This window comes from Micromonospora sp. NPDC004540 (assembly GCF_040610095.1).
GTDB lineage: Bacteria > Actinomycetota > Actinomycetes > Mycobacteriales > Micromonosporaceae > Micromonospora.
In genome coordinates this window covers 1-17152 of record NZ_JBEXLR010000011.1, presented here as the reverse complement: position 1 = coordinate 17152, position 17152 = coordinate 1, and the positions used below count along the sequence as shown (strand labels likewise).

12 protein-coding genes and 2 pseudogenes are annotated in these 17152 nt (G+C 73.1%); 7 read left to right on the top strand and 7 right to left on the bottom strand.

The genetic code is table 11. The features are described from left to right. Nucleotides 1–20 precede the first annotated feature (20 nt). From ABZV78_RS05985 to ABZV78_RS05975, 3 genes are all read left to right on the top strand, one after another. Nucleotides 21–731 carry a PH domain-containing protein gene (locus ABZV78_RS05985; protein ID WP_355635728.1) on the top strand — a complete coding sequence of 237 codons (711 nt, stop codon included), beginning with the start codon at nt 21–23 and terminating at the stop codon, nt 729–731. A 109-nt stretch (nt 732–840) separates the two neighbouring features. Next, nucleotides 841–1407, top strand: coding sequence for an RNA polymerase sigma factor (locus ABZV78_RS05980; RefSeq protein ID WP_355635726.1), 567 nt, complete (start codon nt 841–843; stop codon nt 1405–1407). Next, nucleotides 1404–2501 carry a hypothetical protein gene (locus ABZV78_RS05975; RefSeq protein WP_355635724.1) on the top strand — a complete coding sequence of 366 codons (1098 nt, stop codon included), beginning with the start codon at nt 1404–1406 and terminating at the stop codon, nt 2499–2501. The genes ABZV78_RS05980 and ABZV78_RS05975 overlap by 4 nt, the downstream gene beginning before the upstream one ends. 115 nt (nt 2502–2616) lie before the next feature. Here ABZV78_RS05975 and ABZV78_RS05970 read toward each other — a convergent pair whose 3' ends face one another. Next, entirely contained in the window at nt 2617–4752 is a 2136-nt protein-coding gene (locus ABZV78_RS05970) for a SpoIIE family protein phosphatase (protein WP_355635722.1), read from the bottom strand. 455 nt (nt 4753–5207) lie between these two features. Here ABZV78_RS05970 and ABZV78_RS05965 point away from each other — a divergent pair, with 455 nt between their 5' ends. Both ABZV78_RS05965 and ABZV78_RS05960 read left to right on the top strand, forming a co-directional pair. Then, nucleotides 5208–6410 (top strand): hypothetical protein, encoded by a 1203-nt coding sequence (locus ABZV78_RS05965; RefSeq protein WP_355635720.1) that lies wholly within the window; start codon nt 5208–5210, stop codon nt 6408–6410. A gap of 290 nt (nt 6411–6700) precedes the next feature. Continuing rightward, on the top strand, nt 6701–8119 hold the full coding sequence (locus ABZV78_RS05960; protein ID WP_355635718.1) for a family 10 glycosylhydrolase: 1419 nt from the start codon (nt 6701–6703) through the stop codon (nt 8117–8119). Here the strand turns inward: ABZV78_RS05960 and ABZV78_RS05955 are convergent. The 5 genes and pseudogenes from ABZV78_RS05955 to ABZV78_RS05935 form a co-directional block, all read right to left on the bottom strand. Further along, nucleotides 8088–9017, bottom strand: a complete 930-nt coding sequence (locus tag ABZV78_RS05955; RefSeq protein ID WP_355635716.1) for a DUF817 domain-containing protein — start codon at nt 9015–9017, stop codon at nt 8088–8090. The two genes, ABZV78_RS05960 and ABZV78_RS05955, sit on opposite strands and share 32 nt — an antisense overlap. A 10-nt stretch (nt 9018–9027) precedes the next feature. Then, the gene (locus ABZV78_RS05950; RefSeq protein WP_355635714.1) at nt 9028–10230 is read right to left on the bottom strand and encodes an MFS transporter; all 1203 of its coding nucleotides are present in this window, start codon (nt 10228–10230) and stop codon (nt 9028–9030) included. 37 nt (nt 10231–10267) lie between these two features. Then, a complete protein-coding gene (locus ABZV78_RS05945; RefSeq protein WP_355635712.1) occupies nt 10268–10984 on the bottom strand; it encodes a DUF1223 domain-containing protein in 717 nt (238 codons plus the stop codon). Between the two features lie 85 nt (nt 10985–11069). Further along, nucleotides 11070–11324, bottom strand: a complete 255-nt coding sequence (locus tag ABZV78_RS05940) for a PLP-dependent transferase (RefSeq protein ID WP_355635867.1) — start codon at nt 11322–11324, stop codon at nt 11070–11072. 28 nt (nt 11325–11352) lie between these two features. After that, nucleotides 11353–12195: pseudogene (locus ABZV78_RS05935) on the bottom strand (aminotransferase class I/II-fold pyridoxal phosphate-dependent enzyme); the annotation flags it as partial. A gap of 281 nt (nt 12196–12476) precedes the next feature. On the opposite strand from ABZV78_RS05935, the gene ABZV78_RS05930 reads away from it, so the two are divergent. Next, nucleotides 12477–13382 (top strand): NAD(P)-dependent oxidoreductase, encoded by a 906-nt coding sequence (locus tag ABZV78_RS05930; RefSeq protein ID WP_355635710.1) that lies wholly within the window; start codon nt 12477–12479, stop codon nt 13380–13382. Between the two features lie 248 nt (nt 13383–13630). Beyond that, nucleotides 13631–16870 carry a hypothetical protein gene (locus ABZV78_RS05925; protein ID WP_355635708.1) on the top strand — a complete coding sequence of 1080 codons (3240 nt, stop codon included), beginning with the start codon at nt 13631–13633 and terminating at the stop codon, nt 16868–16870. A gap of 73 nt (nt 16871–16943) precedes the next feature. Here the strand turns inward: ABZV78_RS05925 and ABZV78_RS05920 are convergent. After that, nucleotides 16944–17152: pseudogene (locus ABZV78_RS05920) on the bottom strand (alcohol dehydrogenase); the annotation flags it as partial.

Below are 17152 nucleotides of genomic sequence, written 5' to 3'. Positions count from 1 at the left end.
CCGTTGCCCACCATGACGGCATGCGCACCTGGCAGCGCCCGTACTCCCTCGACGTCGCGACCGGATTCGCGGTGCTGGGGCTGGTCGCGGTGGCTGGTCTCGCCACGTTCTTCGCGATCATGTACGTGCGCGGGCAGCTGCCGACGCCGGTGGCGATCCTCCTCGCGGTGTGGCTGGCCGGTGCCGTCGCTGTGACGGCGCGGCACGCGATGCTCGGGGTCTACGTCAGCGACGGCGGCATCCGGTCCCGCAGCCTCCTGCGCACGGCCACGGTGCCCTGGGCGTCGGTTGCGGAGATCCACAGCGGAACGGCCACCATGGCGGGCTTCGACATGGGCCGCGTGGCGATCGTCATCGAGCGGACCGACGGGGTCTCGATACAGACCCCGCTGCAGCGCGGCGACCTGTTCCGGCCGTTCACGTTCCGGCCCGAACTGGGCCGGCTCGCCACCTGGCCGGAGCACTACGACGAGATCCTGACGACGCTGCGGGCGCACCACCACGACGCGCAGCGCCGGCGGACGGCATCCACCGCCCTGCCGGCGCCGCCGCCCGCCGCCACCCGGCCGATGAACCCGTCCGCCGGAGCCGGCCGGGCGCGTGCGGCCCGCGATGCCCTGACCGCTGAGCAGCGGCGCGACATCCACGCGCTCACCCGGCAACACCAGCGTGGTGCGCTCACCGACATCGAGTTCGCCGCCGAACTGGCGAAGATCCAGGACACCGACTAGCGCCGCCGTCGGCGGCCGGTGGCGGAATGCGGGCCGCGACGCGACCGCCGTAGTTCAATGTCCCCGGAGCGGGCTGTCACGTTCGGCGCCCGACCGGACATGGGGGAACGTGAGCTCCGGGACCGAGCACGAGGACCGCTTCCGACGCGTCTACGCCGCCGACTTCGAGCCGCTGCTGGCGTACGCGCTGCGGCGCGTCGCGCAGCCCGAGGACGCGGCCGACGTCGTGGCGGAGACCTTCCTCGTGGCCTGGCGCCGAAGACGCGACCTGCCGGCGGACGCCGAAGTCCGGCTCTGGCTGTACGGCGTCGCCCGCCGCGTGCTCGCCAACCACCACCGCGGCGGCATCCGCCGGCAGCGGCTGGGCGAGCGGCTCCGCCAGCGGATCACCTCGGCTGTCGGCGCCGACCCGGGCAGTGCGGTGCCCGAACGGCTCGCCGTGCGGGCCGCGCTGGCCCGGCTGGGCGAGCTGGACCGGGAGGTGCTGCTGCTCACCGTCTGGGAGGGCCTGGAGCCGCGCGAGGCGGCCGAGGTCCTCGGGGTGAGTCCGGCCGCGGTCCGTACCCGCCTGTCGCGGGCGCGGGCCAGGCTGCGGGATCTCGTCGGTGACGACCTCGGCTCACCCGGACATGTACTCGACGTCCTGACCGCACCCGCCCCGAAGGAGGGCAGATGACCGAGGAGCACGTCGACCGGCTGGTCCGCGACGCCGACCCCTACCGACCCGGTGTCATCGGAGACCTCGACGGGGCGAAGCAGGCTCTCCTGGAGGAGATCATGTCCGAGCCGACGCTCGACCGCGTCGCCGAAACACCGCAGCCGCGTACCCGGGGCAGGCACGGCCTGGTCCGCCGCTTCGCCGGCGCGCTGACCGCGGCCGCCGCGCTCATCGGCATCCTCGCCGTGTCCACCGTGTTCCGCGAGCAGCCGGACGACGGCCCGGCCGCTCCGGCCGACACCGCCGCCGCGCCGGGCACCGCCGGCGCGGGTACGCCCGTCGTCTACTCGCCGGTGGCGTTGCAGGCCGCGGAGCGGAACCCGCGGCTGCTGATCGACGAGCCCGGGTGGAAGGTGACCACGGTCTACGGGTTCGCCGAGAAGCAGGGCACGATCGCGTTCCGCAACGACGGACAGCAGTTGGACATGAACTGGTACCCGGCGGACCAGTACGACGGCTACCACGCGGACCGGCTCCACGTCAGCGCTCCAAAGGCGGTGAAGGTCGACGGCTGGCCGGGCGACCTGTTCCGCTACAGCGCCAAGGACTTCGCGGTCATGCTCCGCCCCCGCGACGGCGTCTTCGTCGAACTCCGCGCCGGCGGCGGAGACCGGACCGAGTTCGACCGGATCCTCACCCACGTCGTCCGCGTCGACGTGCGCACCTGGCTGGCCGCACTCCCGCCGGAGATCGTCACGCCGGCCCGGGTGGACGAGCGGGCCACGATCGTGCTCGCCGACATCCCCCTGCCGCCGAACTTCGACAAGGCGGCGCTGCGCGACCTCGGCACCAACGACCCCTACCAGTTCGGCGCCCGGGTGACGTCCCGGGTCGGCTGCGCCTGGATCGCCGAGTGGCAACGCGCGAAGCGGGCCGGCGACGACGCCGCCCTCCGGCGGGCCGCCGACGCGCTGCGCAGCAGCCACAGGTGGCAGGTGTTGCACCAGATGAACGACGAGGGTGACTGGCCGGAGGTGTTCTGGGAGACCGCGGACAAGGTCGCCGCTGGTGATCTTCCGGCCGGCTACGACCAGGCGTTGGGTTGCGCCTGAGCGTCCCGGCCACGACGCCCGCCCCGGCCGGGCCGGCATCCACCCCGGCGTGGGTGCCGGCCCGGCGCGCCGGGTAGCGGCCGGGGATGCGCGAACTCGCGCTCCGCCGGCGCGGTCAGGGCAGCGCGATGGTGACGGTGGCGGTCAGGCCGTCGGCGCGACGGTCGAGGCGCAGCGAGTCGGCCAGATGTTCCGCCAGCCAGAGGCCGCGGCCGCCGGCCGCGGTCCCGGCGGCTTGCCGGATCGGCGGCAGGTCGCCGCCCGCGCCGTGATCGACGACGTCGCAGCGCAGCATGTCGCCCTGCCGCCGCAGGTGCAGGTGGCCCGTGCCGCCGCCATGGCGCACCGCGTTGGTGGTCAACTCGTGGACGGCCAGGACGAAGCCCTCGGCCGGCTCGCCGGTCAGCCCCGCTGCGGTGACCCGTGCCGCGACGGCATGCCGCAGCTCGGTGATGGTGTCGGCGGTGAACTCCCGGGACAGGAGCGACGACGACTCGCGTCGCACGTGCCCGGCCCCCGTCGAGTCGATCTCGGCCGGCGGTCCGAAACCGCCCATGGAAAAGAGGTTACCCGCGTTCCTCTTATCCGCTGGTGGCGCCTCGGCGCCGCCACCCTGCCCGAGGAGGCCCGCGGGCTCCGGCGGTATCCGCAGCACGACCAGGGCGATGTCGTCGTCGCCGGTGGCGGCGTACCGGTCCAGCAGTTGGTCGCAGAGCTGCTCCGCGGTCGATCCCTGCCGGCCGGTGAGGCTTCGCGTGAGGTCCGCCAACCCGTCGTCGATGATCGCGTCGCGTCGGTCGATCAGGCCGTCGGTGTAGAGGACGACGGCGCAGCCGGGCGTGAGGGCGACGCGGTGGTCGCCGCGCGTGACGCCGGCCCGGACGCCCAGCAGCGTCTCCGGCGGGGTGCGCAGCAGGGTCGCGGTCCCGTCGGGGGTGACGAGGACCGGTGGCAGGTGCCCGGCGTTGGACCACCACAGGGTGCGTACGCCGTCCCGGGCCTGCTCCTCGGGCTGTTCCAACCGGGCCAGAACGGCGGTCGCCAGCGCGTCCACGCCCAGGCCGCGCATCGTCGCCTCCAGGCCCTCCAGCACCGCGGCCGGCGTCTTCCCCGCGGCGTACGCGACTCCGCGGAGCAGGTTGCGGATCTGCGCCATGGCGGCGGCGGCCTGCTGGTCGTGGCCCGCCACATCCCCGATGACCAGCGTGAGACCGCCGTCGGGCTGCAGGAACGAGTCGTACCAGTCGCCGCCGATCCGCGCCCGCTCGCTTGCCGGCAGGTAGCGGACCGCCACCTCCAGACCGGGCGGCCGGGCGGGTGGGGTGAGCAGGCTGCGTTGCAGTTGCTCGGACAGGTCCCGCTCCAGGACGGCGACCCGGCGCTCGGCCTGGCGCGTCTGGGCCCGCTGCAACGCCTGCGCCACCGTCGCCCCCACCAGCCGCACGAACCCCACGTAGCCGTCGTCGAGGGGCAGGTGCTGGCTCAGGCGGGCCACCAGCACCGTCTCCGCGGACGGTGGCGGGCCCGGCAGGCGTACCCGCATCACGGGGAGGTCCGCCATCATCTCCACCACGAAGTCCCCGTCGCCGAAGATCGTCGACCGCACCGCGGGCAGCGGCGGACGACCGGCGTCGCCCGCCGGGTCCGGGGCGAGGATGTCGACGTCCGGCAGGTCCTGCGGATCGGTGCGCAGCACCCGCACCGCCCGGTCGAGGATCTCGGTCGGCTCCTCGAGGCCGCTGAGGGCGTCGCTGAGCCCGACCAGCATGATCAGCCGTCGCTGGGACAGGACCTGCGCGGTCGTCTCCGTCGCGATGTCGATCACGCCCTCGACCTGTCCGCCGGGGCCACGGACGGCCGAGTAGGAGAACGTGAAGTAGCACTCCTCGGGGTAGCCGCGCCGGTCCATCAGCAGCCGCATGTCCCGCGTCCAGGTCGCGCGCCGGGTCGACCGCACCGAATCGAGCATCGGCCCGATGACGTCCCAGATCTCCGCGAAGACCTTCGCCGCCGGGGCGCCGAGCGCGGCGGGGTGCTTGTTCCCGATCAACTCGACGTAGGCCTCGTTGTAGATCATGACGAACTCCGGACCCCAGAACAGCGTCACCGGGAACCGGGAATGCAGGGTGAGGTCGACGGCGGCGCGCAGCGTCGGACTCCACCCGGACGCCGCGCCCAGCGGCGTCGACGCCCAGTCGACCCCCCGGTACGCCGAGCGCAGCGTCCCTGCCGCCTCGAACAGCTCATCCACCGCCCGACCATAGCCCCGACCGCCGTGCCACCCGGCACGGCAGCGGATGGCTCACCACCGGCCAGTAGGGCGAGGAACGCGGAAAGCGAGGGGGCCGACCCCGGGGTGGTGCCGCCAATGGCGCAGGTTTGGCCCTGCGGCGGAGGCGGTGAAATCCGCGCGGAAAGGCGAGGGTCCCTTCGGTTGCTCAGCTCTTTCCGGCGGTTTTCCGGAATTGGAGAAACGTACTCGCGGTCACGTGTCTTCGCAGGTCAAGGCCAGGGGAACCGGCAATGGTCGCACGTCGGCCGGGCTCCGGTAAATGGCTGAGTCCGCTTGGCAGCAGGAGCCTGGTGAATGGGATTCACCGCACCAGAATTCGAGTTCGACCGGGGAAATTGTCGCCCCGGCGGCTCTCACTCAGGAGGTAAATCCCCATGAGCCGAATGACATCGGGCGGACGCGGGGGTACGGTCGTGCGCCGCACCATTTTCGCGTTGGCCGCCGCGATCGTCGCCACCGGCGCGATCGGAACCCCGGCGGTGGCCGACGGCAAACCCGTCACGCCGTCCGCCCAGCCGGCCGAGGCCGTGCCGGGCGGGTTCGCCAGCTGGCGCGAGCTGTTCTCGGCGCAGGACCGGCTCAACGCGGCCGCCGGCGAGATCACAACCGCCCGCGGCGAGGGCTTCGCCGGTGTGGTCGCCGCGCCGGAGGACCGCAAGCTCACCGTCTACTGGAAGGGGGCGGTGCCCGGCTCCGTCCGCGACCTGGCCAGGCGGCTCGCCGTACCGGTGAAGTTCAAGCCGGCCCGGTTCCACCAGCGCGAGATGGTCGCCGAGGCGCAGCGGCTCGCCGCCGACCCGCGGGCGGTCTCGGTGGCCGGCAAGGTCGACGGCAGCGGGCTCGCGGTGACCGTCACCGGCAAGGCGCTGGCCTCGGGCAAGCGGGACGTCCTGCGGACCGCGCGGCTGCCGCTCGACGTGCGCACCGCGTCGAGCCCCACGCTGCTCAACCGCCAGAACGACTTCGCCCCGTACTGGGGCGGGGCGCGGTACTACGCCGGCGGCGGCTGCAGCACCGGCTTCGGGGTCTACTGGAACGACGCCCGCCAGATCCTCAGCGCCGGGCACTGCGGCGTGAACGGCCAGGTCGCGTACGACGGTGGTGGCCCCACCAACACCATGGGGCCGATCATCAACGACTGGAACCCGCGGGACACCTTGATGATCAGGGTCGCGGCCGGCGGCCGGATCTACACCGGCGCCTACAACGCCGCCACCAGCATCGGGGTCGGCGGCGCCGCCTCGGACTACGTCGGCAACTACGTCTGCACCGGCGGCGCCTCGAGCGGTGAGCACTGCAGCCTGCGGGTCAGTGTGGTCAACCAGTTCGTCAACGTCGGCTACGTGATCGGGCCGGTGACGCAGGCCAACCACATCGTCGCCGGGGGCTGCGCCGGGGCGCCGGGTGACAGCGGCGGGCCGGTGTACTCGTACCGCTCGGACGGGCGGGTCGACGCCCGCGGCACCGTCTCCGCCGGGGTGACCGGCACGGCGGTCTGCCCCGGCGTGGTCGCCAACGGCTCCAGCACCGTCTGGTACGCCCCCCTGCTGCGGCCCGTGGGTGACGCGCAGATCGGGTCGCTGACCTACTACGGCGCCTCGCTCATCCAGGGCTGAGGCCGCGCCGGGCCGCGACGGTCGGCGTACCACGGATCCGAACAGCGTGGGCCGGTCCACACGGGACCGGCCCACGCCGCCGCCTCGACCCGCCCGGGCCTTAGGTGACCGTTAAGAAGCGGTTCCGGCTGGTTCACCCGCCGGGTGCCGCTGGCAGACTGGGGCGATGCCCTCCGCCGACACGCCCGCTCCGCCCGTTCCCCGCCGCCGTAGCCGGGCGCTCGTCGCGGTGGCCGTCGCGCTCGCCGTGGCGGCCGCGGTCGGCCCGGGCGACGCGCGAACTGCGCGGCATGTGGATCACGACGGTGAACAACATCGACTGGCCGAGCCGCCGGGGGTTGCCGGCCGAGGCCGTGCGGGCCGAGTTCCGCGGCTGGTTGGACCTGGCGGTGCGGCGCAACCACAACGCGGTCTTCGTGCACGTGCGGCCGAGCGGGGACGCGCTCTGGCCGTCGAGCTACGCGCCGTGGTCGGAGTGGCTGACCGGGCGCCGCGACGGCCGCGACCCGGGCTGGGACCCGATGGAGTTCATGGTCGCCGAGGCGCACGCCCGCAACCTGGAGTTCCACGCCTGGTTCAACCCCTACCGGGGCGGCCAACCGGCCACGGTGGGCGGCCCGGGCCCCCGCCTGGACCAGCTCGCGCCCACCCACCCGCTGCGGCAGCACCGCGACTGGGTGGTGACCTATCCCAGCGCCGACCGGCCCGGCAGCCGCCTCTACTTCAACCCCGGCATCCCCGAGGCACGCCGGTTCGTCGAGGACGCCATGCTGGAAGCGGTCCAGCGGTACGACGTCGACGGGGTGCACTTCGACGACTTCTTCTACCCGTACCCGGAGGCGGGACAGGACTTCCCGGACGACGCGGCGTTCGCCCGCTACGGCAGTCGGTTCGCCGACAAGCACGCCTGGCGGCGGGACAACGTGAACACGCTCGTCCGCGAGATGAGCGAACGGATCAAGGCGGTCAAGCCGTGGGTGAAGTTCGGCATCAGCCCGTTCGGCATCTGGCGCAACAAGCGCACCGACCCGGCCGGCTCGGCCACCGCCGGCCTGCAGAGCTACGACGACATCTACGCCGACACCCGGCTCTGGGTACGGCAGCAGTGGCTGGACTACGTGGTGCCGCAGCTCTACTGGCACATCGGGTTCGGCAAGGCCGACTACGCCAAGCTGCTGCCCTGGTGGGCGGCCACGGTGCGGGGCACCCGGGTGCAGCTCTACATCGGCCAGGCCGACTACCGGGTGGGTGAGCGCGGCGCCTGGCGCGATCCGGCCGAGCTGGCCCGTCAGCTCGCGCTGAACCGGCGGCACGGGGTGACCGGGAGCGTGCACTTCAGCGCCCGGCAGGTGCGCGCCGACAAGCTCGGGGCGGTCAGCCGCTACAGCCAGGCGCACTACGCCGCTCCCGCGCTGCTGCCCACGATGGCCCAGCTGCCCGCGGCGCCGCCGCCCGCGCCCGCGATCACGGCGGCCCGCCGGGCGGACGCCGGCGGGGTGGCGCTGACCTGGCGTGGCGACGACGCCGTGAGCTTCGCCGTCTACCGGGTGGACGGCGGCACGGCCCGGCTCGTCGGCACCACCCGCGGCGGGGACTGGGTGGACCGCACGGCCCCGGCCGGGCGGCCGCTCACCTACTGCGTCGCCGGCCTGGACCGCAGCGCGAACGAGGGCCGGCTCAGCGCACCGGTGTCCGTCGCCGCCGGGTAGCGGCGTCGGGACGCACGGTGGGCGGCGGCCCGTCGTCGGGCGGCTGCGGCGGCGAGACCCAGGTGACCAGCACCACCGAGATGATCATGAGCAGGAACCACGAGGCGAGCTTCGCCGGTGAGACCGGCTGCCAACCGCCCAGCTGGCTGGGGTAGAGCCAGGCGTTCGACCAGGTGGCGATGTTCTCGGCGAGCCAGATGAAGAAGGCGACGAGGAGGAAGGCCAGCAGCAGCGGCATGCGCCACCGGAGCCGGAAGATGCGGAACTGCATGACGCAGCGCCCGAACACGAGCGCGACGGCGGCGATGAGCAGCCACCGCACGTCGAGGACGTAGTGGTTGGTGAAGAAGTTGGCGTAGATCGCGGTGGCCAGCACGGCCGTCACCCAGCGCCTCGGGTAGCGGGTGAAACGCAGGTCGAACAGCCGGTTCACCCGGACCAGGTAGGAGCCGACCGCGGCGTACATGAAGCCGCTGAACAGGGGCACCGCGCCGATCCTCAGCAGGCCGTCGGAGGCGTAGGACCAGGAGCCCACCTGCGTCTTGAACAACTCCATGGCCGTGCCGACGAGGTGGAACAGCACCACCACGCGCAGTTCGCGCAGGGTCTCCAGGCGGCCGGCCACCATGGCGATCTGGATGGCGACCGCGGCGAGCGTCAGGAAGTCGTTGCGGGCGAACGCCGGGTCCCGCGGGTACCAGAGATGGGCCGCGGAGATGACCGCCAGCATCGCCCCGCCGAAGACGCACGCCCAGGCCTGTTTGAGCCCGAAGACCGCGAACTCGGTCAGCCAACCGGCCGGCCCGTGCCGGGGCAGCCGCGCCAGGACCGCGCGGAAGCGGGCGTCGATCGCACGTTCGGCCGTGGTCAGGGCGGCCGGTCCGGACGGGTTGTGCATCACCCCGACGCTATCGCGGGCTCACCCGGGTCGTCCGGCCCGTCCCGCGCAGCCCGAGCAGGGCGACCACGGCGAGCACGATGACGGCGACGGCGTACTCCTCGGCGGTCTGGCGCAGGCCGCCGCCGTGGACCACGAGGAACCCGGCGACGACGGTGGGCAGGCCGAAGCCGACGTAGCAGACGATGTAGAGCAGGGAGAGGACGCTGGCACGTTCGTGTGCCTCGACCAGCGGCGTGACGGTCTTGAGGCTGCCCTGGAAGCCGCCCCCGAAGCCGACGCCCCCGAACGCCAGGCCGACGAAGAAGCCGGCGACGGACTCCGCCCGGACCGACACCAACGTGATGACCATGCCGAGGACGAGTGCGGCGATGCCGATGAGCATCACCCGCCGTGCGGGTGCGTCGCGCAGCACGAGGATGGCGGCGGACCCGAAGACGGCGAAGACGAAGATGCTCAGGCCCCCGGCCACGATCGAGGATTCCATGAGGGCGCGGACGAGCGCCGGGCCGAGCGCGCCGAAGAAGCCGGCCAGCGCCCAGACGGCGAAGGCGACCGGGGCGACGACCAGCAGCGGCCCGCGTACCACGCGGGGGAGTGTGATCTCCGGCCGCAGGCTCCGCAGCGCCCCCGCCAAGGGCGTGACCGTCTCCCCCATGAGCACGACCCCGACACCCTGGATGAGCAGGACCACGATCAGGACGACGTACACGAGTCGGGTCGGCGCGGGCAGGAACTGGACGAGCAGCGCGGAGAGCAGGGCGCCGACCCCGGTGCCGATGCCCGGGGCGATCGAGTTGGCGAGCGTGCCCCGGGCGCGGTCGACGTCGAGCATGGCGGCGGCCGCCGCGCCGGTGGCGGTGCCGGCCGCCAGGCCCTGCACGATGCGGGCGGCCACCAGCGCGGGTACGCCGCCGGCGAGGACGAAGATGACCAGCGAGACGATCTGCACCACGATCGCGGCGAGCAGGACCGGGCGCCGCCCGACGTGGTCGGAGAGCTTGCCGACGGTGAGCAGGGAGGCCAGCACCGCGACGGCGTAGACGGCGAACACCGCGGTGGTGGTGACCGGCGAGAAGTGCCAGCGCGACTGGTAGATCGTGTACAGGGGGGTCGGGGCCGCCGACGCCGCCACGAACGACACGATGATCGAGGCGAGCAGGAACAGGGTGACGCCCGGCGCGAGGCGCTTCTGCTGCTGGGCGATGCTCATCGGAGGTGCTCCTCGGGTGAGCGGCGCGCGGGCGCGCTCAGGTGGACACGTCCACGGCCGCGGCGCCGACGACGGCCCGCTCACCCTCCTGCTGCACGTAGCCGACCACCGACGCCTGCGCGGGATCGAGGTCCGGCGGCACCGCCAGGTCCACCCGGCCCTCCTCGGCCGCCAGGGCCACCGAGGTGAAGGCCCGGACCACGTTGTCCTGCCGCAGATGGCGGCCGGCGTTCTCGCCCCGGGGGACGTCGTTCTCCAGACCCCGTTCCACGACGGCCACGTGCAACATGCCCCGGGCCGGCGGCCGCTCGGCCCGGTAGTCGACCGCCACGTGCCCGCCGCCCGCGTCCCCGACCGACAGGGTGAGCGGCGTGGTGGCCGCCGCCGACAGCGCCGACGCGATGGCGTCGGCCGCCCGCCGGCGGTCGGAGCCGACGAACTCGGCGGTGCCGTTGACCACCATCTGCGGGGTGTAGAGATGTCCGGTTCCGAAGGCCCGCGCGTACGCCTCCTGCCGCGCGGTGTACGCCGCCGCCGCGTAGGGGTCGGGCCAGCCCAGGTGGTCCCAGTAGTCGACGTGGAAGCCGAGGGCGAAGACGGGCTCGCCCCGCTTGCGGGCGTCCCGCTCGATCTCGCTCAACACCTCCTCGGCGGGCGGGCAGCTCTCGCAGCCCTGCGAGGTGAACATCTCCACGACGGCGAAGCCGCCGTTGCCGGCCTGCGGCGGCGACCCGGTGGGCGAGAGGTCCGTCATGGCGTGGCTCCTCCGTCCGTCGGTCCTGCTGGCCGCACTCCGATTCCCGTTGCGGCCGGGACCATGCACCGACGGCCCCCGCGCGTCAGGTCGGCGCCGTGTCCAGCGCCGCCAGGAAGTCGTCCACCAGGTCGGCGGTGTCCTCGATGCCGGTGGAGACGCGGACCAGCCCGTCCCCGATGCCGGCGGCGGCCAGTTGCCAGGCGTCCACGATCCCCGCCCACATCGACCGGGGATGCACCACCAGCGTGCTGACACTGCCCAGGCTGGCCGCCCGCTTGGCCAGCCGCAGCCCGGCCAGCAGCGCAGCGGCCCCCGCCCGGCCCGCCGTGAGTTCCACGCCGAGCACCCCCGCCGAAGCCGGTCATCTGCCGCCGCGCGAGGGCGTGCTGGGGGTGCGCCGGCAGCCCCGGGTAGCGGACCCGGGCGACCGCCGGGTGCCCCTCCAGGGCCCGGGCCAGGGCCAGCGCGTTCGCGTTGTGCCGCTCAACCCGCAGCGGCAGCGTGCGGATGCCGCGCAGCAGCAGCCAGGCGTCCACCGGGCCGAGCGTGCTGCCGGTGACGATCGCGGTCTGCCACACCCGCTCGACCAGCCCGGCGGGGCCGACGACCACCCCGGCCGACACGTCGGAGTGGCCGCCGAGGAACTTCGTGCCGCTGTGCCAGACCAGGTCCGCCCCGGCGCTCAGGGGGCGCTGGTTGACCGGCGTGGCGAAGGTGTTGTCGACCACCACCAGCGCGCCCGCCGCGTGGACCGAGGCGACCACGGCCGCCAGGTCGGTCAGCTCCAGCAGCGGGTTGCTCGGCGTCTCGACCAGCACCAGGCGGGTCTCCGGGCGCAGCGCCCGCTCGAACGCCCCGCTGTCGGTCTGGTCGACCTGGGTGCAGGACACCCCGAAGCGTGGCAGCAGGCCGGTGGCGAGCGAGGTGGTGCCGCCGTACGTGCTGCGCTGCACCACCACGTGGTCGCCGGCGGCGAGCAGGGCCAGGGCGATCGTGCTGATCGCGCCCATGCCGGACGCGGTGACCAGGCCCGTCTCCGCCCCCTCCAGTTCGGCGACCACGGCGGCCACCTGCGCGTGGTTGGGGTTCCCGTAGCGGGTGTAGAAGGCGCTGCCCCGGGGCTCGGTGGCGATCTCGTCTATTTCTCGATTGGTGGCAACTTTCTGACTGCGCAACGCGTCGCCGTCTGCCCCGCCAGGCCGTCGCATTGTGCCTCACCTGCGCCTTCACGGGATCCACCGGCACCGTCGGGAGGTCCGTCCACCGGGTCGCGAGGCGGTGGCGGCCGGTGAATGTCCGGAGGTTGACGATTGGCCGGATCGATGGGTGATGGCCTCTTCTCGGTGACCTGTTGCCGCCCCTGTCTCCATTTCGGAGGCCGTTTTGTATTGCGCGCGGATGGTGCGCATGGCCCCGTTTCCACCCGACCGGAAGCGCGAGGTCCCGGGCCGCGCGCGACGCGCGCGACGCGGCAGGAAAGGATGTCGGCATGACCGACCCTCTGCTGCCCTCCCTCCCTGGGCGTGTCGTCGTCACCGGCGCCGCCGGAAAGCTCGGTCGCGCCGTGGTCGCGCACCTGCGCGCGGCGGGCGTCGACGTGCTCGCGGTGGACCGCGCCGGCGGGCGCGACCCGCGCGACGTCGACGGCGAGTTCCTCCTGGTCGACCTCACCGACTACGGGCAGGTGGTGGAGGCGTTCACCGGCGGCGCCGACGAGCACGCCGGCGGCGTCAGGGCGGTGGTGCACCTGGCGGCGGTCCCGGCGCCGGGGCTGCTGCCCAACGCGGTGACCTTCGCGAACAACTCGGCCGCGACGTACAACGTCTTCGCCGCGGCCCGGGCGGCCGGGATCAAGCGGGTGGTCTGGGCGTCCAGCGAGACGGTGCTGGGGCTGCCGTTCGACACCCCGCCGCCGTACGCGCCGCTCGACGAGGAGTATCCGCCGCGCCCGGAGTCGACCTACTCGCTGAACAAGGCCCTCGAGGAGGAGATGGCGCGGCACTTCTGCCGCTGGGACCCGGAGCTGGTCATGGTCGGCCTGCGCTTCTCCAACGTGATGGACGTCGAGGACTACGCGGCCTTCCCCGCCTTCGACGCCGACCCGCGGCTGCGCCGCTGGAACCTCTGGGGCTACATCGACGCCCGGGACGGCGCCCAGGCGGTCGAGCGGGCGCTCGCCCACGACCGACCCGGCGCCGACGTCTTCATCATCGCCAACGCCGACACCGTGATGACCAGGTCCAGCGCCAGCCTGATGGCCGAGGTCTACCCGGACGTCGAGGTCCGCCGGGACCTCGGCGAACACGAGACCCTGCTCAGCATCGACAAGGCCCGCCGGGTGCTGGGCTACGAGCCCCGGCACTCCTGGCGCGACCACGTCGGGCCCACCGGCTGATCCGCCGATCAGAGGTGCGAGGCCCCGGTGAGCAGGGCCGCGCCATCCGATCGGAGGAGCGGGTCTGGATCCGACGGTGGTGCGGCCCGCCGGTGCGGCCGGAATTGGTGCCGTGCGGTGGAAACCCGGTGCGGCGCGGTACCGCGAGAAGACCTTCCCTTCTACGGTGACGTCCGGCACGCGGGCGGGTGGACGTTGCCGGGAACCGACCCGGTGGTGCCGTCTCGGGCGTTCACAGGGAGTCATGGATGAAGGTCTGGAGTCGCACCGTCGCGGGTCTGGTCGCCGGTGCCGTCGTGGTGCTGGGCGTGCCGGCGGTCGCGGGCACCGTGGCGACCACGCTCACCGCCACGGACGCCGGCGCCACCGCACGGACCGGCGCGGAAGCGATGAGCAGCAGCACGGCGCTCGGCGCGGCGCGCACGGTCGCCACCGCGGCGGCGGTGGTGCCGGGGGACACCCGGCTGGTGCCGAGCGTCCCGCGTACCGACACGCCGCGGATCACCAACGGCGAGATCAAGGACCTGGAGGTGATCGGCAACCGGGTCTTCATCGCCGGCACCTTCACCTCGATCGCCAACGTCGGCGGGGCGACCATCGCACAGAAGTCGCTGGCCTCGTACAACCTGGACACCGGGAAGGTCGACACCGGCTTCAAGCCGACGTTCGACGGGTCCGTCGAGGCCGTCGAGGCGTCGCCCGACGGGACGTCGCTCTACGTCGCGGGGTCCTTCAACACGGTCGGCGGCGTCACGAAGCGGAAGATCGTGCGGCTCAACCCGACCACCGGCGCGCCGATCGCCGCGTTCACCGCCACCGCGAACGCCCGCGCCACCGCGCTGGCCGTGAGCAGCACGGCGGTCTACGTGGGCGGCCAGTTCAGCACGGTCAACGGGGTGAGCCGCAGCGGCCTGGTCGCGCTCAACCCGACCACGGGCGCCGTGGACACCGGCTTCAACCTGCCGCTCACCGGCGGCATCGGCGTCGGCGGCATGCTCACCGTGCAGCAGCTCAAGCTGACCCACGACCGGAGCAAGCTGCTCGTCGTCCACACCGGACGGCAGATCGCCGGCCAGGACCGCTACGGCGTCGCCCTGGTCAACACCGCCACCAAGGCGCTGCTGCCGTGGCGTACCCGGCTCTGGGAGGACAACCTCTCCTTCGTCGGCGGCATCCAGCGGGTGTTCGCCGGTGACATCGCGCCGGACGACTCCTACTTCGTCGTCACCAGCGGCTCGGGCGGCGACCGCCCGCCGATCAACGACACCGCCATCGCGTACCCGCTCACCGGCGCCGACAACGTCCAGCCGCTCTGGGTGTCGCGGCACTTCGACAGCGTCTACTCGGTGGCCATCACGGCCACCGCCGTGTACGTCGGCGGCCACTTCAGCTGGCAGGAGTCGCCGACCTCCAACGTCCCCTGGCCCGGCCTGGACAACGTCGGCTACGGCACCGGCCAGGGCCTGAGCGGCTACGGTCTCGGCGACCAGGTGGTCCGCCGCGACCATCTCGGCGCGCTCGACCCGAAGACCGGCACCGCGCTCGAATGGAACCCCGGCTCCAACTCGTACGAGGGTGAGAAGGCCATGCTGGCCACCGCGCGCGGTCTGATCGTGGGCGGCGACGGCAACGTCAAGGGCGGCAAGACGGTCGGCCGGGTCGGCTTCTTCGACCTGTCCAGGGCGCCGGCGCCGGCGGCGCTGGACACCACCATCGTCACGCCCATCGAGGGCGCGGTGAAGCCGGCCAACGAGTCCTTCGCGCTCGGCGGCCAGGCGCTCGCCCCGGCCGGGGTCAGCCGGGTCCAGATCGAGATCCAGAACCGGAACACCAGCCAGTTCCTCCAGGACGACCTGAAGACCTGGGGCGCCGCCAACAGCATCAACGCCACGGTCGCCGCGGTGAACACCGCCTCGACCACGTGGACGCTGCCGGTGTCGCTGCCCTCCGGCGTCTACCAGATCCAGGCGAAGACGTTCGGCCGCGACGGCGTCGGTGACGCCACCAAGGCCGTCAAGAAGATCGAGGCCTTCCGCTTCGACGACCTGCCGCCGTCGACGCGGATCGACTCGCCGCCCGGCGGCCTGCTCGCCACGAAGAGCTTCGTCGCCACCGGCACCGCCACCGACGACAAGGGCGTCAGCTCGCTGATCTACTCGTTCCGCACCCCCGACAACCGGTATCTCCAGGACGACGGGACGGTGGCCGCGGTCTACAACACCTTCCGTGGCGAGCCGGACGTGATCGGCGCGCTGTCCACCACCTGGCAGTTCGAGGTGGCCCTGCCGATCGAGGGCCAGTGGAAGATGACCGCCACCTCGGTCGACACCGCCGGCCAGAGCGACCTGCGCGGCGACACCCGGGACTGGACCGTCTCGTCGACCGGTGTCCCGCCGACGGTGGCCATCAGCGCGCCCGTGCCGATGACCCCGCCGACCGCGGCCGCCCCGGTCACCGTCGGGCCCGGCGGCACCATCACCTTCGCCGGCACCGCCCAGGACGACGACGCCGTCAGGTCGGTCGAGATCTACCTGCGCAACAACACCACCCGGGAGGCGCTGGCCGCCGACGGCACCTGGGGGGCCGACTCGGTCGCGGCCTACTACCGGATCTCGCCGACCAACCTCAACGCCGCGTCGTACGCCTGGTCGTTCACCACCGTGCCGCTCACCCCGGGCGTGTACGACTTCCGGGTACGGGCCACCGACAGCCTGGGACTGACGACCTCGGGCACGAACATGGGCCGGCTCAGCGTCACCGCCCAGGTGCCCGGCGACGCGTTCCCGAACGGCCTGCTCAGCTTCACCGGGGTCGACCAGAACGTGGACCAGCTGCACCTCAACCTGGCCGGCACGGCGACCGACGACAAGGGCGTGCAGAGCGTCCGGGTGGCGCTGCGCGACCTGGACACCGGCCGGTACGTGCAGCCGAACGGCACCATGGCCGCCGCCTTCGCCACGGTCAACGCCACGCTGGCCGCGCCGGGCGCGACGAGCACCGCGTTCACCCTCTCGATCGACCTGCCGACCAAGGGCGAGTACAGCGTCGAGGCGTGGGCCGTCGACACGGCGGGCCAGCAGGACGGCTCGACCTCCGGTGCCACGGCGCGGTACCTCGTCTACCCGGGTGACCTCGATCCGCGGCTGGAGCCGAGCATCACCCCGGTGGAGGGCCAGGCCTACACCGGCGGCCGGATCGTCGTCACCGGACGGGCCGTCGACGACATCGGGATGCTCCGCGTGGACATCCAGATCTCCAACAGCGCGGGCCAGGGGATGAACGCTGCCGGCACCTTCAGCACGCCCAGCACCCCCGGCAACTTCCCGTGGATCGCGTCCTTCCTGACCAGCCCGGGCTCCCCGGGGTCGAACTTCGCGTACACCTCGCCGGTGATCCCGGCGGGCACCTACACGGTCTCGATCCGCGGCGTCGACAACTACGGTCAGCTCCAGCAGCCGCCGCGGACGGTCTCGGTGACCGTCAGCTGAGCCGAAACGCCCGCGGACCGGTCCGCGTCGGGGTGGCACCGCCACCCGGACGCCGGGCCGGTCCGCGGCCGGCTCAGCGCGGGGCGATGAGGCACATCCCGCCGGGAGCGGGCCGGTCCATCGTGGTCAGCGCGTCGGGCACCTCGTCGAGACCGATCGTGCGGGTGATCAGCTCGCCGGGGCGCAGCACCCCGGCGGTGACCAGCCGGAGCAGCTCGGGATAGGCGTGCGCGGCCATGCCGTGGCTGCCGCGCAGCTCCAGCTCGTACGCGATCACCAGCT